Raw genomic sequence first — 19,172 nt, forward strand, 5'->3', positions numbered from 1 at the left:
TCCAACTTTTAGTTTTGAAAGTTGAAGGAATCTGTGGGGGAAATGGATATTGTGAAAACCTAGTGTTGATCAATTACGTCAATGAAGCCGCCGCCAAGACAAACCTCTCCGTCATAAATGACCGCGCTTTGTCCAGGGGTGACGGCCCATTGGGGTTCGTCAAAGTTCAGAGTGAACGCATTTTCTGAGATTTGGCTGACAGTGCAATTCCCATCTTTTTGCCGATAACGGGTTTTCACGGTGAGCTGACTGCCTTCAAGCGGAGCATTTCCGCTAACCCAACTGGGCATGACAGCGGTTAAGTGATGGCTCAAAAGCCAAGGATGATCATGTCCCTGGGCAATCCAAAGCGTATTGGTTGCCATGTCTTTTTTTGCGACAAACCAAGGCTCACCGTTGCCCTCGCGACTGCCGCCAACGCCAATTCCTTTGCGCTGTCCCAAAGTGTAGAAAGCCAGGCCCATGTGTTCACCGACCACGCGGCCATCCGTTGTTTTCATGGGACCGGGGTGTGTCGGCAAGTAACGATTTAGAAATTCCCTGAACGGCCGCTCACCGATAAAACAAATGCCGGTGGAGTCTTTCTTTTTGGCATTAGGCAGTCCGATTTCTTCTGCGATACGGCGAACTTCCGTTTTGCGCAATTCACCCACAGGGAAAATCACTTTGGAAATTTGTTCTTGGGTGAGTCGATGCAAAAAATAACTTTGATCTTTGGTTTCGTCTAAACCACGAAGAAGCTGTGTTTTTCCATCAGCGGTCAGGCGAGTTCTGGCATAGTGACCGGTGGCAATGCACTCGGCCCCCATATCCATTGCATAATCAAGGAAAGCTCTGAATTTAATTTCAGCATTGCAAAGCACATCTGGATTCGGTGTACGGCCTGCTGAATATTCGCGCAGGAAATCAGCAAACACACGTTCTTTGTATTCTTTGGCAAAGTTAACGGCTTCAATATCAATGCCGATCACATCCGCTACGCTTGTGGCATCGATGAAATCCTGACGTGAAGAACAATATTCACTATCATCGTCATCTTCCCAATTTTTCATGAAAAGACCGATTACATCGTAGCCCTGTTTTTTCAGTAAATAAGCGGAAACAGAAGAGTCAACGCCGCCGGACAGACCTACCACAACACGCTTTCCCATGCCGATAATCCTAAAAATTGAATTGCGATGAGTGCAATTATAGGTTGCGATGGCAACCTGTAAAATAGCGAAGTTAATTTTGGCAATGCACATGAAGTTTTTTAGGATTTTTTGATGTCAATGCAAAAGAAATTAAGCGAACAAGCTCAACGACTCACTTCACTATTAGGAATTGAAGCGCCGTTAATCGGAGCACCGATGATGGGAGCAACGACGCCGGAAATGGTGGCGGGGATAAGTGAGGCGGGCGGCCTTGGCGTGATGCCATGCGGCATAATGAATGCCAACGAAATCCTGAGCGCGGTTAAAAGAATTAAAACGCTTACTTCAAAACCTTTTGCTTTAAATATTCGAGTCTTTCCTCGGGCAGCGGAAGATAAAGTTGCTACGAAAAATCTTTTTGATGCGCTTGAACCTTTAAGAGAAGAGTTGGGTGTGGCGCATCAAATGGCGGATATTCCTGCTTTTGACGAGCAGTTTGAGGCCATATTGTCAGCGGACGTGCCTGTCGTAAGTTTTAGCTTCGGCGGTCCTCGTGAAATTTATGCAGAGGCTCTGGAAGCTCGACAGATCCTCATGATGGGAGCGGTCAATTCGACTCGAGAAGCGAAGGTTTTAAAAACTGCTGGCTGCTCTGTCATCATTGCTCAGGGAATAGAAGCGGGTGGTCCAAGACAGTACTTTGAAAATCCTTTGGAAGGTTCTCAAATTGGCTTGATGGCACTCTTGCCGCCCGTGGTCCGTGTTTGTGGGGACACGCCCGTTGTGGCCGCCGGTGCCATGATGAGCGCGCAACACGTCTGCGCAGCGATGATGCTGGGAGCCTGTGGGGCGCAATTGGGCTCTCTTTTGCTGAGAAGTGAAGAATCAGCGTGGCCGCAGTCGCTCAAAGATCAGATTCCTTGGTGTGATGATGCGGCTACTCGTTTGTCAGACGTCGGTACTGGGCGTGCAACGCGTCTAATACCAACCGGAATCATCGAAGCCTTGTTCCAAGCGGGTTTGGCTGTAAGTTCTTATCCAGGTCAACTGCGTGTACTGGCTCCGATTTTTGCTGCGGCTATTGCTCAAAATCGCCCAGATTTATTGGAAATGGCTTTAGGGCAAGCCGCGCAGACTGCTCCCAAGGGAACGACTTGCGCTATAGTGACGAAATTATTTAATGATTTAAAAGATTGTTGGAGTGAGTAGCATGCCGATTAAGATTTTCACGGCCCTTTTGGTTCAAGATGTGCAAAATGATTTTATGAAAGATGGGGCCTTACCGGTTGCGGGAGCTGAAGCGGTATTGGAACCGATCTCGAAGATGGCGGCCACTTTTGATCGTGTTATCGCCACTCAGGAATTCAGACCTGACAATCATGTTGTTTTCGCCGACTCTCACGCGGGGATGAAACCTGGCGAAAGTATTGACTGCGATGGCCAGAAAATCATTTTGACGCCAAAGTTTTGCGTGGAGGGTTCCGTAGGAGCCGACTTTGCCAGAGGGCTGCGTTTACCCATGTCCCGAGTGATTGCTATCTTGAAAGGAACGAATGCGCAGATTGACACTTATTCGGCATTCTTAGAAGCAGATCGCAAAACGCAGACAGGCTTACAGTCTTATTGCGAAGACCGTTTCGTCAATCGTATTTATCTTTGCGGCTTGTCGCGAGATGGTTCTTTGGTGAGAACGGCTTTGGATGCTTTGCACTATGAACATCAGCTTTATTGGGTCACGGATGCGGTTGCCGGTTTAACTGCAGAGGATGACACGGGCATTGGCCTTTTGAAGGCCAAGGGAGTGAAGTTTGTGACAAGTAATGAAGTCATCAATAGGGAAATCCGTTAAAGGATTTTTGAGTTTAGTTAAAAAAGGAGGCTTGAGGGCCTCTTTTTTTAGGACTACACTTTATTGATCGTTAACCCTTACGAAAAAGTCTAATCATGCAGTCATTGTGGATGGTTGTCGCGGCTATGTTTTTTGCCCTCTATGCGGTTTGTATTAAATTCGCTAGCATTGAGGGGATAGGTTCTTTTGAAGTTCTTTTCTACCGCTCCATTTTTGGTTTAATCATTTTTTACACGATGATGCGCATACAGCATATCACCGTGCATACTGCCCACCCGGTTGATCATATGATCCGCTCTTTTGTGGGAGCCGGCGCTGTGATGGCAGGGATTTATTCCATTTCACATCTCAATGTCGGTTTGGCAATGACGCTGAACTACACCTCTCCTTTGTTTATCGGCTGTTTTACGATCGGTATTATGATGTCGCAGCGCAAAGGGATTAACTGGAAGTTGCTTTCAACGCTCTTATTAGGCTTTTTCGGTGTGGTTGTGATGCTCTCGCCAACGATTACGCCGGATGAATACTTTGCTGCCGGGGTGGGATTGGCCGCCGGTTTCTGTACAGCCGTGGCTACGACCTATGTCAAACGTTTGGGTTTAATGAAGGAGCCGGAGCTGCGAATTCTCTTTTATTTTGTTTTAGTCGGTACGCTTTGCGGCCTTGTCGGAACCTTGATCGATGGAGGATTTACTATGCCGACGTGGGTTGCAGCAGCGGCTATCGCAGGGTTCGTGATTTGCTCTACCTGTGCTCAATTCTTCTTGACGATCGCCTTTAGCCGAGGCAATCTTGTCTTAAGCGGCGCATTGCAGTACACCGTTATTTTATTCTCGACACTAATGGGTGTTTTTGTTTTTGGCGACAGTGTCAGCATGGCTGTTATCGGCGGTATGGTGATGATTGTGGTGGCCGGTATTTTGGCTAGTTACTTCACTCGTCAAGAAAAACAACGTGCTTTGGAAGAAGCCAAGCACACGCCCGAAGGCCTGCAACGTCACTTGCGTCATAAAGAGGCTCGCGATCACTAATTGTAGGTGCTAAAAAACCGGGACACTCGGATACCATGAGTTCCCGGTCTTCGATATATTGAAAAGCCGGTCCGAATTCGATTGAATTTTGGACCGGTTTTATTTTATTTGGCGTTCTTTGCCTCTTCCATTTCTTTTAGTGTTTTGATCGGTGTAAACGTGCCATCATCTTCCGCACGGAACACATAGTGTTCTTTCAGATAAATCAAATCCGGTCTGCCGACAGATTCCAATTCAGCCAAAATGGCAGCGCGGGCAACGACCTTGGCACCGGCGGCTGTGGCGAGCGCTTCAACAGCAGCAAGTGATTCACCCGTTGCAAAAACGTCATCAATGATGGCGACCCGTTTGCCGCGGATACGTTCTGCTTCGTGTCCGTCAAGCCAAAGCGTTTGTTCTTTTTGCGTGGTGACGGAACGTAAGGTATGGGAAAGTGCATTTTGCATGTAGGGTTTGTAGCTCTTGCGGGCGACAACAAAATTTTCCATTCCCATGATGCGGCTCATTTCGTAGGCAAGAATAATGCCTTTGGCTTCCGCTGTGAGTAAAAGATCCACTTCAGGCAAGCGCTTAACAAGTTCGGGGGCAGCTGCCTTTACAAGCTCAGTGTCGGAAATAACGACAAAACTGGCCAAAGCGAGTCTGCCTGCGACTTTAACGAAAGGCAACTTGCGCTTGATACCCAGAAGTTCAAAATCAAAGTATTTCATGTCTCACCCGCGGGAAAAAAGAAAATAACCGATCGAAGAATTCGAACGGTGTTGTGAATACCGTAATTGTATATCGTCACAATTATGATTCGCGAGAAAATAGAGATTTACTCGGAAGAATTAAAGAAAAAAATAGCCGGACACCTCTTAATCGAAACGCGATGATGTCAATAAACTATGGAACATATTGATAAAAAGTATTAAACAGAACACTATCTATTGTGCTATATTGATCTGACCGAAAGATTGAAACGAATGGAGAGAATTATGGCTGAACAAGTGCAATTAAAGGATAGCGAACGCCAACCCTGCGAAGTTTGGACGCGTGTGATGGGCTATCACCGCCCGGTGTCTTCCTTCAATACCGGTAAAAAGGGCGAATTCTATGAACGCAAGTGCTTTGTAGAAAGCAAGTGCCACTTGGACGAAAAGGCGCCAGCAGGAAAGTAAGTTTGTCTATTTTGTTAAAAACGCCTGTCTCGCATCCGCGCGTTTTAGGCGTTTATTTTTTCTGACGACTAAAAAGCTCCCAGAAAAATTCATTTTCTGGGAGCTGGTCAAAGAAAAGGAGCGTTAGATTCCGTTAACTTTCTTTGCGTAACGGGTAAAGACCTCAAAGCCAATCGGCATGGATTGCGTGTCTTGCAAATCGAAGTCTGAGCGATGGTGGCCGTGATGGTTGCAGCCCCAGCGGAACATGCCGCCAACGCCGCCTCGTTCTACCACTCGGCGCAACATCATGGTGAAGTCTTCACTGCCGGCGGGCGAGCAGAGATCAACCACGTTGCTGACTTCAGGAATGCCCTTGGCAATTTCTTTGAGATCATTGAGTACTTCCGGGCACTCGATAATCGTTGTGGCTTCGCCCACTTTCTCAATCCGACCTTCAACTTCATAAGACTCGGCATTACCTTTGACGATATGTTCAATTTTTTGGCAAAGGTAATCGTTGATCTCTGCCGTTTCGCCTCGTACTTCTGTTTGCATATAAGCGTGAACAGGCGTGACGTTGCGGCCTTCACCGGCAACCAGTCTGCCGACAGCAACACGAGAGGCGCCTTCGCCATGGCGCGGAATGCCCACAATCATCATGGCGGTAGCACTGGCTGCCAACAGGGCACTGTGGCCTTTGTGAGGATTGTTGCCGGCATGTGAGGGCGTGCCTTTGAAATAGATATCAAATTTGGTGCTGGCAAGGACTCCCTTGTGCACTAAGCCGACTTCTCCCAACTTGACCTTGCCGCCACAGTGAGAGCCTACGATGATGTCTACATCATCCAAGACACCGGAACCGACGATAGCCACGGCTCCGCGAACACCTTCTTCGGCAGGCTGATAGATGAGTTTGAAAGTACCTTTAAGCTCATCTTTGTGTTCCATCAACCAGCGAGCGACAGCAAGGCCCAGGGCGGTATGACCATCGTGGCCGCAAGCGTGCATGAAACCCGGATGAGTGGAGCGGAATCCCAAACGATTAGGAGCATGATCAGGATCGTCGGTTTCTTCGACAGGATTGCAGTCCATGTCAAAACGGAAGGCGGTGACAGGGCCGGGACGACCGGTGTTTAAAACGGCAACGCAGCCGGTGTAGCCTTCAATTTTTTCGATGAATTCATGAGGAACTCCATGGCCCTCGGCGCGTTTAATGGCTTCAGCGACAGTCTTTTCGTTGCGGCCCAAGACGTTTTCAGGATTGATAATTTGGGTGCCCAAACGGATATCGGTGTAACCCAATTCTTTTAAGCGCTGAGCAACCAAATAGGTTGTTTCAAATTCCGTCCAGCCTTCTTCCGGAATGGTATGCAAATGACGACGAGTGGCGATCATTTCGTCAAAAATTGTTTTATCCATTTTCTACTTCCTATCAATGAACAATGTTCAAAACGAAAACACCACCCGAGATGTCATTTGTTCTTCGGGTGGTGCTTGTTTCCATAAGTTTTTAACCGTTAAATATGAATCATGGCACTGAAGTAGACCGCGATACCAGTCAAGAACATGACGGGGATGGAGCGGCGAACCACCACGAACGGATCCAAACCACTTAAACCTGAGACGGCAATGGTGACGCCAGCCACAGGACTTGAAGAACGCATGATGCCGCTGATCAATTGCAGGGGCGAAATCATGAAGGCAGCGTTGGCGCCAACGGTTAAAGCAGCATCCGGAATCATCGGAGCGAAGCTAAAGAACGAGGCGTTGCCCGACCCCGTCACAAAAGAGGCCAAAGCGACGATGACGACCATGGCGGTGTAAAGGGCGATAGCACCCGCATCCATGCTGGAGACCGCTTGAATGATCGTGTCGATACCGCCGGATTTCGTCAAGCCTTGAGCGAACACTTCGGCGCACACGATTAAGAACACGGTTGAGGTGAACACCTTGCCCATGCCTTGAGCAAAAGCCTTAAGCGAAGCCAAGCATTCCTTGAGGCTGCGAGTGCGAATGCCGTGAATAACCAAAGCAAAAAGGGTTGAGCACAAGAGCGCGGTCACCACTTCCATGCGAATGCCTTTGTACATCAAGGGTGAGAATACAAAGAGCATGATCACCGGAATCAACGGGAAGAATGCATAGAAAGCGGGAGCGTCAGGTTGCTTGCTTTCAGCGCTAGAAGCAGTGGCGAGGAAGTCTTCCTTGGTGATTTTGCCACTGGCGAGATCGCGCTTATCAAACCATTGTTGGATGAAATAGTGGGAAATGAAAAGCACGATCAATGCAGGCCAGGCGATGATCCATTGGACATTCAAGAAGAAGTCCATCACGTGCATATTGGTCAATTCAGAGCCCAAGAGGTTGTTGGCTCCGGACGGTCCTAAGCACACGCAACCGCTCATGACGATACTGGCAGCAGCCGATTGACGAGAGACGCCACCCGCTAAAAGGATCGGGTACATCGAAACCATGAGCAACAGCGCCAAGCCAGCTGCAGACGGAATAAATACATTCAAGGCGATGCTGATCATCGTACCCAATACCATGATCAAGTAGGGCGAATGCATATAAGACAACGGTTTGACGCTTAAGCGAACAAGAGCGCCGGCTGCGCCGATACGATCCATATAGGAGGCAAAGCCACCAATGATCATGATGTTCATACCTAAGCCTGCTGCGCGGCTTTGCAAGAGGTTAGTCATGATCTGGATGACGTCTAAGCCTTCTAAATGAGTAGCTTTTTTACCCGTAAGAATCGGGTCAGGGGAGATGAGCGCCACCACAGCTAGTGTGATGAGGCCAACAAACAGCAGGGCACCCGGAGCGTAGTATTTCTTAACGATGAGGTATGCCGCTGCCACAACGGAAATAATAACGATAACAATACCGGTCATCGTGAAACTCCTATTGAGAAGCGGAGAAAAAAAGAAGTAAACGTGGCACACACGTTCCAATGTAAGTTATCTTGGCTCAATCTTTATTGGCTGTGAATGATCAATAACCCTAATTTTTAAGTGGTTTTAATTAGTTTTATCGGATACCTCAGAAAAGCTTTGATTTTATGAAATCATAAAGGTAGTAAAAACACTAAGAAGTTTATTTGATTGACTGTCTTAAATTAAAATATCCCAAAAATTTTTCAACATATAAGAGGAAAAATGATTGATATTGCCCCCCCCCGCAACAAAGCGGCTGTTAATTCAGAAAAAAGAAGTACCTGTTTAACCATATTAAGGAAGTCGTCATTGTTATTAGCAATGATTCTAGCTTTCCCGTCCTTAGCTAGCGCAGAATCTTACGAAATAACAGAAGAAAATTGTTTAGTTATTGATAACAAAGGAGATTATCGTCCCTTTATACGGGATAGAAAAAGTGAAGAGTTTTCTTCGCTAAAAATTAATCATGAAATTGAGGCTCAGTGGGATCAATATACCATACAAATAAGCCATGGCTCATTTAAAGTCAATGGAGATACTGTAGGTGAGGTCTTTGCACCGGAGGTTAAGATTAATCCTGGAACTGGCAGGCCTTATGACAATTCAGGAACTTATTTGCTTGCATCAATGGATGGTTCTTCGGTCTATCTGATGGGAAATGTTGATTTATTAGTAAGTCATAAATTTCCAGAAGAGCAAAAACAATTGGACACCATAGGGGCCAATCTTTTATACGCTAGACGCAACTCAAGCATTACCGTCGGTAATCCAAGTAGTCAAACAAAATTATGGGTATTGGCAGGCCAGCCTGATCTGATAAGTGCAAAAGATGGTGGCGCGGTCAAAATTCTATCAACCCATAATCAGCTGGTTGGCTCCATAGATACAATGGACAGCCATGACATTGGTTCTTACGGAGCATCAGAAATTTCTATCACCTTTTCTGGTAGCAACTCATATTGGATTGGGGATGAAAAATCTTGGCAAAATTCTGATTACCGCTTTAAATATGCAGCAAAAGATGAAGAGAAAGACTGTATTGATCTAACTTTCGAAGATGGAGCTCAGTGGATTTATTTGGGTTTGCATCAATATAGAGATTCTAACGGTGAGAACTTGGGATGGGCAATTCCTAAACGAATCAGTAGTATCACTTTAAATGGCGGCATTATCAACCTACATGATGAAACCGTCGTCGGATATCTTAAAGAAATTGATTTATGGGATCAACTAAGAAACCCGCAATACGGTATAGAAAGTGTTACCGAGTATGACTACGTACGAATTGGTAATTTAAAGGGCAACGGAGGCATATTCCGATTGGATCTCAACGGCGAAGATAAAACTCAAAGTGATATGGTCTACATTGAATCTGGTGAAGGTACGCACTACTTTGAGCCTTATAACCTACAGTTGCTTGAATCTATCACGCCTGAAAATACTCTGACATTTGCTTTAGTGGCTAAAGAGAGCTCTGTTCAATTCAGGGATAAGCAAAACATTTATGGTCAAGCCCTTGTTGACTACGAATTGGAAATTGCAAAAGAAGAGGGGATCACAGAAGCGGATTTGGCAGATCCTGATAATGTTTATTGGGATAAAACAGCGGACATTGTAATTCCCGATGATCAGGATTTGTCTGAAGAAGCTGCAGAAAAAATAGACATGTCCGATTTTATCGGTGGCACAAACTGGTTTATTCGTCGTGTAACACTCAAAGAATCTGCTGCCGCTGTCGGTATGACCGGTGCTGGTTATGCGAGCTACGACGCTGCGATCGAAATGGATAGGCGAGATCGTCGCTTAGCTGAGCAAGTTCGCGATATAGAAAATTCAGATAATGGTCTTTGGGTTCGTGTGCATCACGGCAGAAGCGGGGCAGAGAACCAATATCGTTGGGATCGCACCGGAGCAACCGTCGGTATTGATCGTCAAATCACTAGTAACAACCGTTTAGGTGCGTATTTTACTTACACGCAAGGAGACACAGAGTTTTTAGATGTACGCGGTGACGGTGACATGAAGCGCTACGAATTGGCTGTGTTTGATACCTTGCAGTTGGGACAGCACTATTTCGATTTTGTTGGTCGTTTGGGCCGCGTTTCCAGTGACTTTAACGTCGGTAATCAAAGTTACAGTACTTCCGGAGACTTTGATCAAGATTATGCAGCTGTTTCTGCTGAGTATGGATATCAGTTGCTCGATACTAACGGCGTTTTCATAGAACCGCAATTGCAAGTACAGGTGGCTTACGTTGATGGTTATGACTACGACAGTCAACGTGGTATGGAAGTAGATGTCGATGGTGAAACAAGTGTTATTGGCAGAGCAGGCCTTAGAGCCGGTCGCGAAATCACGACTTCAAGTTCTAACGGGTCTTTCTACGCTAGGGCGGATGTTTATCACCAATTTACTGACGGGCAGGATGCTGTTTTCAGTGACCAGCAAGGTCATCGCCTAGATGTGAATTGGGGCGATACGGACACTTGGGCTTCATTTGGTGTAGGCACCTCTTGGGTTTGGAAAAACCGTTTAGGCTTGCAGTTAGATGTTGAAAAGGTCGCAGGCGGAAAAACGGAAGACACTTGGCTAATGTCTGGTCGCTTCAGTTATTTGTTCTAATTCACAAAGCTAAAGGGCCGGCAGACGTAAGTCTGTCGGCCTATCGCTATCTGCGGCTATTGGGCAGAAATAGAGTCCATGTATTTGCAATACGTTTCTTTGGTGAGAACCGGTTTGAAATGATCGCAAATACGTTGAGCTTCCTGAGCGTCATCAGCCAATAAATCAATAATAGTCATTGCCAACACTTTTGCGGTCTTCTTTAAGCCCGCTTCCTTATTGTCGAAGTTGTAGCTCGCGCCATGTAAGACCCCCTTTACGCAGCCCACCCAGGGATGCACGACGGGTATCAAATGCGACACATCGCCCATGTCGGTAGAACCTGCGGAGTGAACGCCTTCAACCACATTTTCCTTTCCGAATACTTCTTGAGCGTTGGCTCTCAATACATCGCGGAAGTTTTCATCAGGGCGCAACGGTAAGTAGCCGGGTAAATCTTGAATTTCACAACTGGCTCCAATGGCGTCGCCCCCGGCCTTAAGCGCACGATTGATGGCTTTGTTGTATCGGGTGAGCGCATCAAGCTTGGCTGCGCGCACATAGCTTTCCATCTTTACGCGATCAGGGATGACATTAACCAGGTCACCCCCGGCGTTAATGATCGGGTGGAAACGAACACAGTCGTCATCACGGAACGTTTCACGGATAGCATTGACACCCATTACGCCCATCATGGCGGCATTTAATGCATTAATCCCTTTGTCGGGGGCACCTGCTGCATGAGCGGCCTTACCACGGTACTCGATTAATTTACCGATGAAACCGTTGCAACTGGCTCCCACTTGGAATTCTCCATTGGGATTGTCTGTCGGGTCTACGTGCATCTGCATGGCCATGTCCACATCATCAAAACCACCTTGGGCAATGATTTCTGCTTTACCACCTAAATAGCGCAGTTGGCCTTTTTCGCGAAGACCGTTTCGATAATCAATTTCCACGTATTCTTCGGCAGGCACTGCGAAAAAGACGACATCACCGTCAAGGTACTTCATGATGTCGGCATCTTTAAAGGCCATGGCTACAGCAAGAAGATTGCCGATTTGTACGTTGTGACCACAGCAGTGAGCCGCGCCCGTTACAGGATCAGCGTTCGGGTGATCCCGGCAGACAATGGCGTCGAGTTCACCCAAAAGCGCAACAGTTTTGCGAGACTTTTTCCCTTTGACACGAGCCTTCACACCCGTGATGCCCCAGCCATCCGTATGGGCTAGGCCAAGGGCATCAAAGGCAGCTTTTACTTTAGCAGAGGTCTTTTGTTCCTTAAAGCCGAGTTCAGGCTCAGCAAAGATGTCCATTGCCAATTTTTCAACATCTTCAAAGCGGGCATCAATGGCCTTGCAGACCGCTTCTTTTAATTGCGCTTTATTCATTTGAACCTTCCTTTCAGTCAAAGAATTCTTTAGAAAATACCTTCCAGATGCAGCATTAATTCAGCCAAAGCCGTGGCACAGATGAAGCTGCCGGCGGCAACTGCCAAAGCGACCGGAACGATGCGCCAAGACAGTTGCTTGAAAGCTTGTAAATCCTTGCCTAAGCATAGGCCGCCGTAAGCAAGAATGGGCGTCGTAATCGATAAAAAGCCGACATTTTTCGTTTGAGCCAGAATCCAATCACTCAGGGGAAATTGCGGCATGGAGACAACAACCGCGACAATCGAGACCCAAAACACCATGGGAAGCATCTTAAAGCCCGGCAGCCAACTGATGACAATACCGATAACCGTAATAACGACCAAGACAAGAGCACCGATCGAACCGGCTGCTAAATCGCCGTTGCTGCCGACCGTATGTGCGATGACAGAATAGGCAGCCGTCACAACCAGAATAAACAGGATGTCTTTCATTTTTTCGAGATAAGCTAACATGATCTTTTCCTTTTCCGTTCGTTAGGTTGCCTGATTAAATTTCAGCTTGGGCATTTTTGTTTTCAACACGCTTGTCGCCGGTAAAGAATTCGTAGATTTTGATCGTGACCGGCAGCGAAACAAAGAGTGCGAAGTAAATGCCGAGAATCGAGGTCATCAGATTGGCTGCGGCGGCGTACGCTTGAACCAGCTGCGCTTCATGCGGATAGGAGGCGACAATCGAACCAACGCCTGCGGCCATCATACTGGCCGAACCAATACCGGCGCCCATGGCCAAAGCGTGCGGATGGAAAATGTCTAATTGGGCAATAACACCGGCCAATAAAGAAATCCACAATGCGCCGAAAACGGTACCGCAGATGTACATACCCATTACCCCGCGACCTTCTGCACTGTCTAATCCAAATTTTTCACCGATGATGGCGACATTGGCTTCCCGGTCAATGGAATAGCAGGCACCGATGGCTTCACGCTTCATTTTCAAAAGTAGGGCGACGGGGAGACCGAAAATAAGGGTGCCGAAGAAGTGGCCGAATTCCTGCATGATGAGTGCCCAACCGGAATTGAGCAAAATTTCCAGATTCGGACCGATATCCAGACCGATCTTGGCAATCAAAACAAGCATGGCAATCGGCATGAATTTAGCTGCTCTGTCCATTTGCGATTTATTCAAAATGTGCAGACGCGGCAAACTGATGATGCCGCCGATAACCAATGCAAACAGCAAAGGCAGCATCACAACGAGTCCGAATTTCTGCGTACCGATGGCTTCGGCTATCACCACAACGATGAGGGCCAATATATGCAATTTAAAGTTTGCGATCTTTTGCATGATATGTCCTTTTCTTTTACTGCAAAGGCCCTTTACCGTAGGAGAAAAAGTCTTTGCTGTGTCTTTCTCAACGATTAGGGGAGTGTTTAAATACTTTTAGCCCTAATGGAAGTACTTTTAGAGACACTTACAAAAATGCCTAAAAAGACTTTGGTCTTTTGAGAAAGTTAAATTGTTAAAAGTTGGAAACTGTGATTTTTGACTCTGGGCGAGTGGGCTATCACAAAGCCTTTGTTCAATCGGGCATCCTTAGCAGGAAGCGCCCGTTGATGTAGTGGAGGTAGATGATGAGTGTGAGGAGGAGGTGGCGTGAGAGCGCAAAACGTTGCAGTCTAAAAGTTGACAATAATTTCGTTTGGCTACATACCGGTCTATGCGTACTAGCATGATGACTCTCCTAAAACACCGTTCGATAGTTCGAACATGTTCCTACTGTAGCAGAGTACAAAACAATAGGCGAAATTATTTTCCTATTGACTAGTGGCTTTGGCCTAGGTGGAAAAAGGAAAGGCCACCTGTTTGAAGGTGGCCCGGTGATCTTTAACGTGTTGTTTTAGCCTGGGAATTTTTCCGCTAAACGATCAAATTCCTCGCTCCATTCACGCTTCCATTTTTGTTTTGTTTCTTCGTCAATCCAAGCGCCATCAATACCATTTAGCATGAAAGCCTTTAAGTCACTGACCTTGAAATTGAGGAAGTTATACATCAACATCCATGTTTGAGTGGCGTTGACATGGTGCATGGTCGGATCGTCCGTATTCGGATGCACGCGAAGTCCCATCGGAACCATCTTACGAATGGGTTGTTTAAGTGCCCATTCCTCATCACTAAATGTGCGCAAGTAGTAAGAATTGGTCGGAACGACCGTGATAATTAAGCCGGCTTTTTTCACTTCTTCCACCAATTCCGGATTATCAATGATGGTGTAGCAGTGATCGAGTCGATCAGCTTTAAGAAGCTTCATGGCGGTTTCAATGTTTCTCCAGTGACAGCCGAATTCGCCAGCGTGGATGGTCACTTTAAAGCCGGCTTCCTTGGCCATATAAAAAGCCTTCCAGAAGTTTTCCGGTTCATGGTCATTTTCGCGGTAGTCAATGCCGATGCCGATTGTTTCGGGAGCACGATTAGCAATCATTTCTTGAGCCAATTGCACGGCGGCTTCCGGGGTATCTTCACGGTCAATCGAGGGAATCAAGCGACCGATGACGCCAAAGTCGCGCTCACCTTCGTGAATGCCTTCAATGATGGCAGCCTGGGCGTCTTTGTAGCTGTAGTGACGGGCAAGACCGGTGTAATTCCAGAAAAATTCTGTGTAGCGAATACCATGCTTTTTGCAGTCAGCTAAATATTCGTATGTGATGCGTTTGAGCATCTCGGGCTTGATCAAAATGTGTTCTTCAAGAGCGCGGAAAATACGAAGAACACCAACGGGTTTGTCACCGCGAGTAAAGAAGCCGTCAATTTCTTCTTGCGTAATCGGCGCGCCGGACTCTTTCACCAAATCTTCAAAAGTGGATTTTTGAGTGGTGCCTAACAGGTGACAATGCAGTTCGGTTTTCGGAATAGCTCTAAAAAATTCCATATGTTCTGCAGTCATCGGACGGGCAAATGGGGAGTCTGGAACAAAAGCCGGGTTATCTTTACGCATGAATCATTCTCCGAGAAAAACAAAAAGGCGATGCAGCGCATCGCCTCTTGATTATAGTGATTGAATTTAGATTACGATGCAGCCGGGGGCGTCTTGCGGACGTTCAACAATTTCGCCTAAGCGGAACACTTTTTCGCCTTCAGCTTTAAACGCCTGCATGGCGCGTTCAGCATCGGCCGCATCCACGATAACCACCATGCCGATGCCGTTATTGAAGACTCGGTGCATTTCATGGGAATCAATGTTGCCGGCTTCTTGCAGCCAGTCAAAGACTGCGGGACGCGTCCAACTGTCGGCATGAATAACAGCTTGCGTGTTTTCGGGTAACACGCGGGGCACGTTTTCAATCAGGCCGCCCCCGGTAATGTGAGCCATGCCTTTAATTGTCACAGACTTCATGACATTTAAGACCTGCTTGACGTAGATACGCGTGGGTTCCATCACGCAATCGGCCAATGTGCGACCATCAAGCGGCATGTCCCAAGGGGTATTGGTAACTTCCACGACCTTGCGGATCAGTGAAAAGCCATTAGAGTGGGGACCGCTTGAGGCTAAGCCTAAAACAACGTCGCCGGCCTTGATGGACTTGCCGTCAATAGCCTCATCTTTTTCCACGATGCCGACAGCAAAACCGGCTAGATCGTATTCACCTTCCGGGTACATACCGGGCATTTCCGCGGTTTCACCACCAATTAAGGCACAACCGGCTAATTCGCAACCATGAGCGACACCGGCAACCACGCGTTCGGCAATGTCCACATCCAATTTACCGCAGGCGTAATAGTCGAGGAAGAAAAGGCTCTTGGCACCTTGCACAAGAATGTCATTGACACTCATGCCAACCAAGTCCTGTCCCACCGTATCATGACGGCCGAGGGTGAAGGCAAGTTTCAATTTTGTGCCCACACCGTCGGTACCGGTGACCAATACGGGGTTCTTGTATTCTTTGGAAATTTCAAACATTGCGCCAAAGCCGCCGACACTGGCTAAAACGCCAGGAATCATCGTGCGCTTAGCAAGCGGTTTGATGCGTTCAACCAGTTCATCACCGGCGTCAATATCCACACCGGCAGCAGCGTAAGAAAGTTGTGTCATGTTCTTTGCCCAAAAAAGGTGAAGGTGGCGGTACACTTGCGTATCCGCATGAATTAACTTGTTGATTCTAGCAAGGCTAGGAAACCTTCACATTAAGATAAATATGCGCTTTGAACAATTGCCGTTAGACATTGTTATGGAACCTGCCGCAACGCTCGACAATTTTATTGTTGGAGCCAATGGCGGCGCTCTGACGTGCTTAAGGCAAATGCAGGAAAAAGGCGAACCTCAATTGATTTACCTTTGGGGTGAGTCGGGAGTCGGCAAAACCCATTTGGCTGTTGCCATGGGATTAAAGGAAAATGATGTCCCTGCGTTTTCGGCTGATCGTTTGCGCTACGCCGTTGATGATGTGGATACACTCACAGAGGAAGGGTTGGATCGCCTCTTTGCGTTGATTAACGAAGTGCGAGTTCATCCGGGGGCCACTTTAGTGATGACGGGTAAAAAGTCGCCCGCCGAAAAATTTGTGAGACCCGATATCTGCACACGTTTAACTTGGGGAGCGGTTTTCCATATCAAACCTCTTGAAGGGGATATGTGGAAAGCGATCGCAGCTCAAGCCAAGGAACGCGGAATAGAGGTGACGGCAGAGGCGGAAAACTGGATGAAAAATTATTTGCCGCGGGATATTAAAACGCTGTCACAACTACTCAATGAAATGGATCGGGAACTGTTGGCCAAGAAGAAAGCCACGGTAACGATTCCGGCGTTAAAAGCCTGGCTTACCAAACATGGAGAAAACCTTTGAAACTGGCAATTTTTGATATGGACGGGACACTCATGCCCATTGATGTCGGTGTGGTGTGGGTTGATTTTTTAGCAAATAAAAGCGGAGCTGATCTCTCTGAAGAATTAGTCTTATCAAAACGCTATCTCGAAGACTATCGCTGCGGCAGGTTTCAAGTTGAACCCTTCATGCACTTTCATATGGCGCTTTTATCACGTTTTTCCCGTCAGAATATCGAAAGGTTAAGAGAACGATTTGTTGAAGAGGTCGTTAAACCTAATGTCACCTCAGCCGCTAAAAATGTCGTTGAGGCTATGCGTCTTGAGGGTTACGTTCCGGTATTAGCAACCGGCACTCAAGCCTTTGTTTCCGAGACAGTCGCTCAGCTTTTTGGAATTGAACATTTATTGGCAACAAGGCCGGTTGTTGACTCTCGAGGTGAATTCACGGGAGAGTTCGAGGGCGGTTTTTGTTATGGCCTGCATAAAATTGATCGATTAAAAGAATTTTGTCAAAAGCTTGGCATGCCTTTGACTGAACTTTCCGACAGCGTTGTGTACACTGACTCCATAACAGACCTTCCCTTGCTACAATTCGTCGAATCTTTTCATGGTCATGTGGTCGCGACCAATCCGGATCCCCAATTAAAAGAAAAAGCGCAAAAAAGCGGTTGGGCTGTTTTAAAGCTCTTTGATCGAGCCTGAGCCCTTGATTTCGGAAGTCGCCGCCTTTCAAGGACGAACAATGTTTAAAAACATTATTGCCTACACTAAGGAATTATTTTCTTCTTCAAAAACAAAAAAAGAACCAGAACACTACGTAAAAACCCCGCGGATTATTGGCCGTGATGAACACGGAATTGATAGGCGGTTAGTCAGTCTGGAAGCAATGCGAACGGTGCGAAATCTGCAGCGGGCGGGCTACGAAGCTTATGTGGTTGGTGGCGCTGTTCGCGATCTTTTGCTTGGCGTTACTCCGAAAGATTTCGATGTAGTAACCGATGCAACGCCCGAACAAGTCAAGCGTTGTCAAAAGCGTGCCATTATCATCGGAAAGCGCTTTAGGCTTGTGCACGTCATGTTCGGTCGGGAGAAAATTGAGTGCTCAACATTTCGTGCATTAGAAGGCGCCGGAGTTAGAAAAGATAAATTCGGACGCGTAATTTCCGACAATGTTTTCGGGGAAATGTGGGAGGATGCGGCAAGACGCGACTTCACCATTAATGCGCTTTATTACAACCCCACAACGGAAGAGCTCATTGACTACCATAATGGCATGCGTGATATCTTGGATGGCGTCGTGAGAATGATCGGAGATCCGGAAGACCGCTATCGGGAAGATCCTGTTCGCATGCTCCGAGCGGTTCGCATTGCCTCTAAATTACAGTTCAAAATTGATGAAGCGACGCTTGAGCCAATCAGTCGTTTGGCGCCGCTTTTAGCCAATGTGCCAGAGGCTCGTTTGTTTGATGAAGCTGTGAAATTGCTTACTTGCGGCCGTGCCATTGACTGTACGGAAAAATTGCGACAGTTGGGGCTATACCGTAATGTAATTCCTCTCTTAGAAGTGGCACTAAAAGAGCAAAAAGGGGAACGCTTTTTAATGCTCGCGATGAAGCGGACCGACGAGCGGATTGCAATCGGTAAAAAGGTTTCTCCGTCGTTTCTCTTTGCGACATTGTTGTGGCCCCTAACGTACCGTCACTTTGAAGAGCGTATTTCACGTGGTGAGAGTCAAATACAGGCGATGATTGAAGCAGGCCGCTATGTTCTTGATAAGCAATGCGAGAAGCTGGCTATTCAAAAGCGCTTTGTAGAGGACATTCTGACAATTTGGGTTCTACAAATTAAATTGCTGCGTCGTGGAACAAAGTCGGCAATGGGACTTTTGAATATTCCAAAGTTTCGCGCCGGGTACGACTTTATGCTTTTAAGAAGTCAATTGGAATACGTTGATCCTGCGATTGTGAACTGGTGGACTAAGTTCCAAGAGGTTGACGAAGCAACCCGCCTAGAGATGGTTCGCGAGCAAGCTGCTGCGAACGCCCAGGCGCGAAAACCGAGAAAAGGCGAACCGAAGCGACCCAGTAAGGCCCAAATTAAAAAACAATTGCTGCTCGAGGCCGATAGTTGGCAGCTTGTGCGTGATTTAAGCGGTACAGCCGGCAGCGATGGCATGATTGACCTCATTGATGACGAAGAACTCTCGCAGAACACTAAAGCGGCCCGGCCTAAACGCCGTCGCCGTCCTGCCATTCGCCGTAAAAAAATTCAGATTGAGGATTAAT

Annotated in this window: 17 protein-coding genes; 8 read left to right on the plus strand and 9 right to left on the minus strand. The window is 47.1% G+C overall.

Translation table 11 applies throughout. The features are described from left to right. Positions 1-59 precede the first annotated feature (59 nt). Entirely contained in the window at positions 60-1,151 is a 1,092-nt protein-coding gene (mnmA, locus tag M3080_RS05295; protein ID WP_249092200.1) for a tRNA 2-thiouridine(34) synthase MnmA, read from the minus strand. A gap of 120 nt (positions 1,152-1,271) precedes the next feature. Here mnmA and M3080_RS05300 point away from each other — a divergent pair, with 120 nt between their 5' ends. The 3 genes from M3080_RS05300 to M3080_RS05310 all read left to right on the plus strand — a co-directional run bounded on the left by M3080_RS05300 (position 1,272) and on the right by M3080_RS05310 (position 4,013). Continuing rightward, positions 1,272-2,342 (plus strand): NAD(P)H-dependent flavin oxidoreductase, encoded by a 1,071-nt coding sequence (locus M3080_RS05300; protein WP_249092201.1) that lies wholly within the window; start codon positions 1,272-1,274, stop codon positions 2,340-2,342. A gap of 1 nt (position 2,343) precedes the next feature. After that, on the plus strand, positions 2,344-2,982 hold the full coding sequence (locus tag M3080_RS05305) for an isochorismatase family protein (protein WP_249092202.1): 639 nt from the start codon (positions 2,344-2,346) through the stop codon (positions 2,980-2,982). A 95-nt stretch (positions 2,983-3,077) separates the two neighbouring features. Further along, positions 3,078-4,013, plus strand: coding sequence for a DMT family transporter (locus tag M3080_RS05310; protein ID WP_249092203.1), 936 nt, complete (start codon positions 3,078-3,080; stop codon positions 4,011-4,013). 104 nt (positions 4,014-4,117) lie between these two features. Here the strand turns inward: M3080_RS05310 and M3080_RS05315 are convergent, their stop codons facing one another. Continuing rightward, the gene (locus tag M3080_RS05315) at positions 4,118-4,723 is read right to left on the minus strand and encodes a phosphoribosyltransferase family protein (RefSeq protein WP_022473191.1); all 606 of its coding nucleotides are present in this window, start codon (positions 4,721-4,723) and stop codon (positions 4,118-4,120) included. A gap of 267 nt (positions 4,724-4,990) precedes the next feature. Here M3080_RS05315 and nrdD point away from each other — a divergent pair, with 267 nt between their 5' ends. After that, complete coding sequence (gene nrdD, locus M3080_RS05320) at positions 4,991-5,173, plus strand: anaerobic ribonucleoside-triphosphate reductase (RefSeq protein WP_249092204.1); 183 nt, start codon at positions 4,991-4,993, stop codon at positions 5,171-5,173. Positions 5,174-5,296: 123 nt separating this feature from the next. Here nrdD and M3080_RS05325 read toward each other — a convergent pair whose 3' ends face one another. Both M3080_RS05325 and dcuC read right to left on the minus strand, forming a co-directional pair. Further along, positions 5,297-6,574, minus strand: coding sequence for an amidohydrolase (locus tag M3080_RS05325; RefSeq protein WP_022473193.1), 1,278 nt, complete (start codon positions 6,572-6,574; stop codon positions 5,297-5,299). A gap of 98 nt (positions 6,575-6,672) precedes the next feature. After that, positions 6,673-8,052, minus strand: coding sequence for a C4-dicarboxylate transporter DcuC (gene dcuC / locus M3080_RS05330; protein ID WP_249092205.1), 1,380 nt, complete (start codon positions 8,050-8,052; stop codon positions 6,673-6,675). Between the two features lie 264 nt (positions 8,053-8,316). Between dcuC and M3080_RS05335 the strand changes: the two genes are divergently transcribed. After that, positions 8,317-10,716 carry an autotransporter outer membrane beta-barrel domain-containing protein gene (locus tag M3080_RS05335; RefSeq protein ID WP_249092206.1) on the plus strand — a complete coding sequence of 800 codons (2,400 nt, stop codon included), beginning with the start codon at positions 8,317-8,319 and terminating at the stop codon, positions 10,714-10,716. Between the two features lie 56 nt (positions 10,717-10,772). On the opposite strand, the gene M3080_RS05340 is transcribed toward M3080_RS05335, so the two are convergent. The 5 genes from M3080_RS05340 to purM form a co-directional block, all read right to left on the minus strand. Then, on the minus strand, positions 10,773-12,086 hold the full coding sequence (locus M3080_RS05340) for an amidohydrolase (RefSeq protein ID WP_249092207.1): 1,314 nt from the start codon (positions 12,084-12,086) through the stop codon (positions 10,773-10,775). A gap of 29 nt (positions 12,087-12,115) precedes the next feature. Further along, complete coding sequence (locus M3080_RS05345; protein WP_022473196.1) at positions 12,116-12,580, minus strand: hypothetical protein; 465 nt, start codon at positions 12,578-12,580, stop codon at positions 12,116-12,118. Positions 12,581-12,614: 34 nt separating this feature from the next. Beyond that, positions 12,615-13,412, minus strand: a complete 798-nt coding sequence (locus M3080_RS05350) for a DUF3100 domain-containing protein (protein ID WP_022473197.1) — start codon at positions 13,410-13,412, stop codon at positions 12,615-12,617. 553 nt (positions 13,413-13,965) lie between these two features. Next, positions 13,966-15,060 (minus strand): adenosine deaminase family protein, encoded by a 1,095-nt coding sequence (locus M3080_RS05355; protein WP_249092208.1) that lies wholly within the window; start codon positions 15,058-15,060, stop codon positions 13,966-13,968. Between the two features lie 66 nt (positions 15,061-15,126). Further along, positions 15,127-16,155 carry a phosphoribosylformylglycinamidine cyclo-ligase gene (purM, locus tag M3080_RS05360; RefSeq protein WP_022473199.1) on the minus strand — a complete coding sequence of 343 codons (1,029 nt, stop codon included), beginning with the start codon at positions 16,153-16,155 and terminating at the stop codon, positions 15,127-15,129. Positions 16,156-16,258: 103 nt separating this feature from the next. Between purM and M3080_RS05365 the strand changes: the two genes are divergently transcribed. The 3 genes from M3080_RS05365 to pcnB are packed head-to-tail and all read left to right on the plus strand — an operon-like array spanning position 16,259 to position 19,171. Further along, entirely contained in the window at positions 16,259-16,906 is a 648-nt protein-coding gene (locus M3080_RS05365) for an HdaA/DnaA family protein (RefSeq protein WP_022473200.1), read from the plus strand. Next, positions 16,903-17,589, plus strand: a complete 687-nt coding sequence (locus tag M3080_RS05370; RefSeq protein WP_249092209.1) for an HAD family hydrolase — start codon at positions 16,903-16,905, stop codon at positions 17,587-17,589. The genes M3080_RS05365 and M3080_RS05370 overlap by 4 nt, the downstream gene beginning before the upstream one ends. A 40-nt stretch (positions 17,590-17,629) precedes the next feature. Continuing rightward, positions 17,630-19,171 (plus strand): polynucleotide adenylyltransferase PcnB, encoded by a 1,542-nt coding sequence (gene pcnB, locus M3080_RS05375; RefSeq protein WP_249092210.1) that lies wholly within the window; start codon positions 17,630-17,632, stop codon positions 19,169-19,171. Position 19,172 lies beyond the last annotated feature (1 nt).

It is taken from the genome of Parasutterella secunda (assembly GCF_023336895.1).
GTDB classification, from domain to species: Bacteria; Pseudomonadota; Gammaproteobacteria; order Burkholderiales; family Burkholderiaceae_F; genus Aphodousia; species Aphodousia faecalis.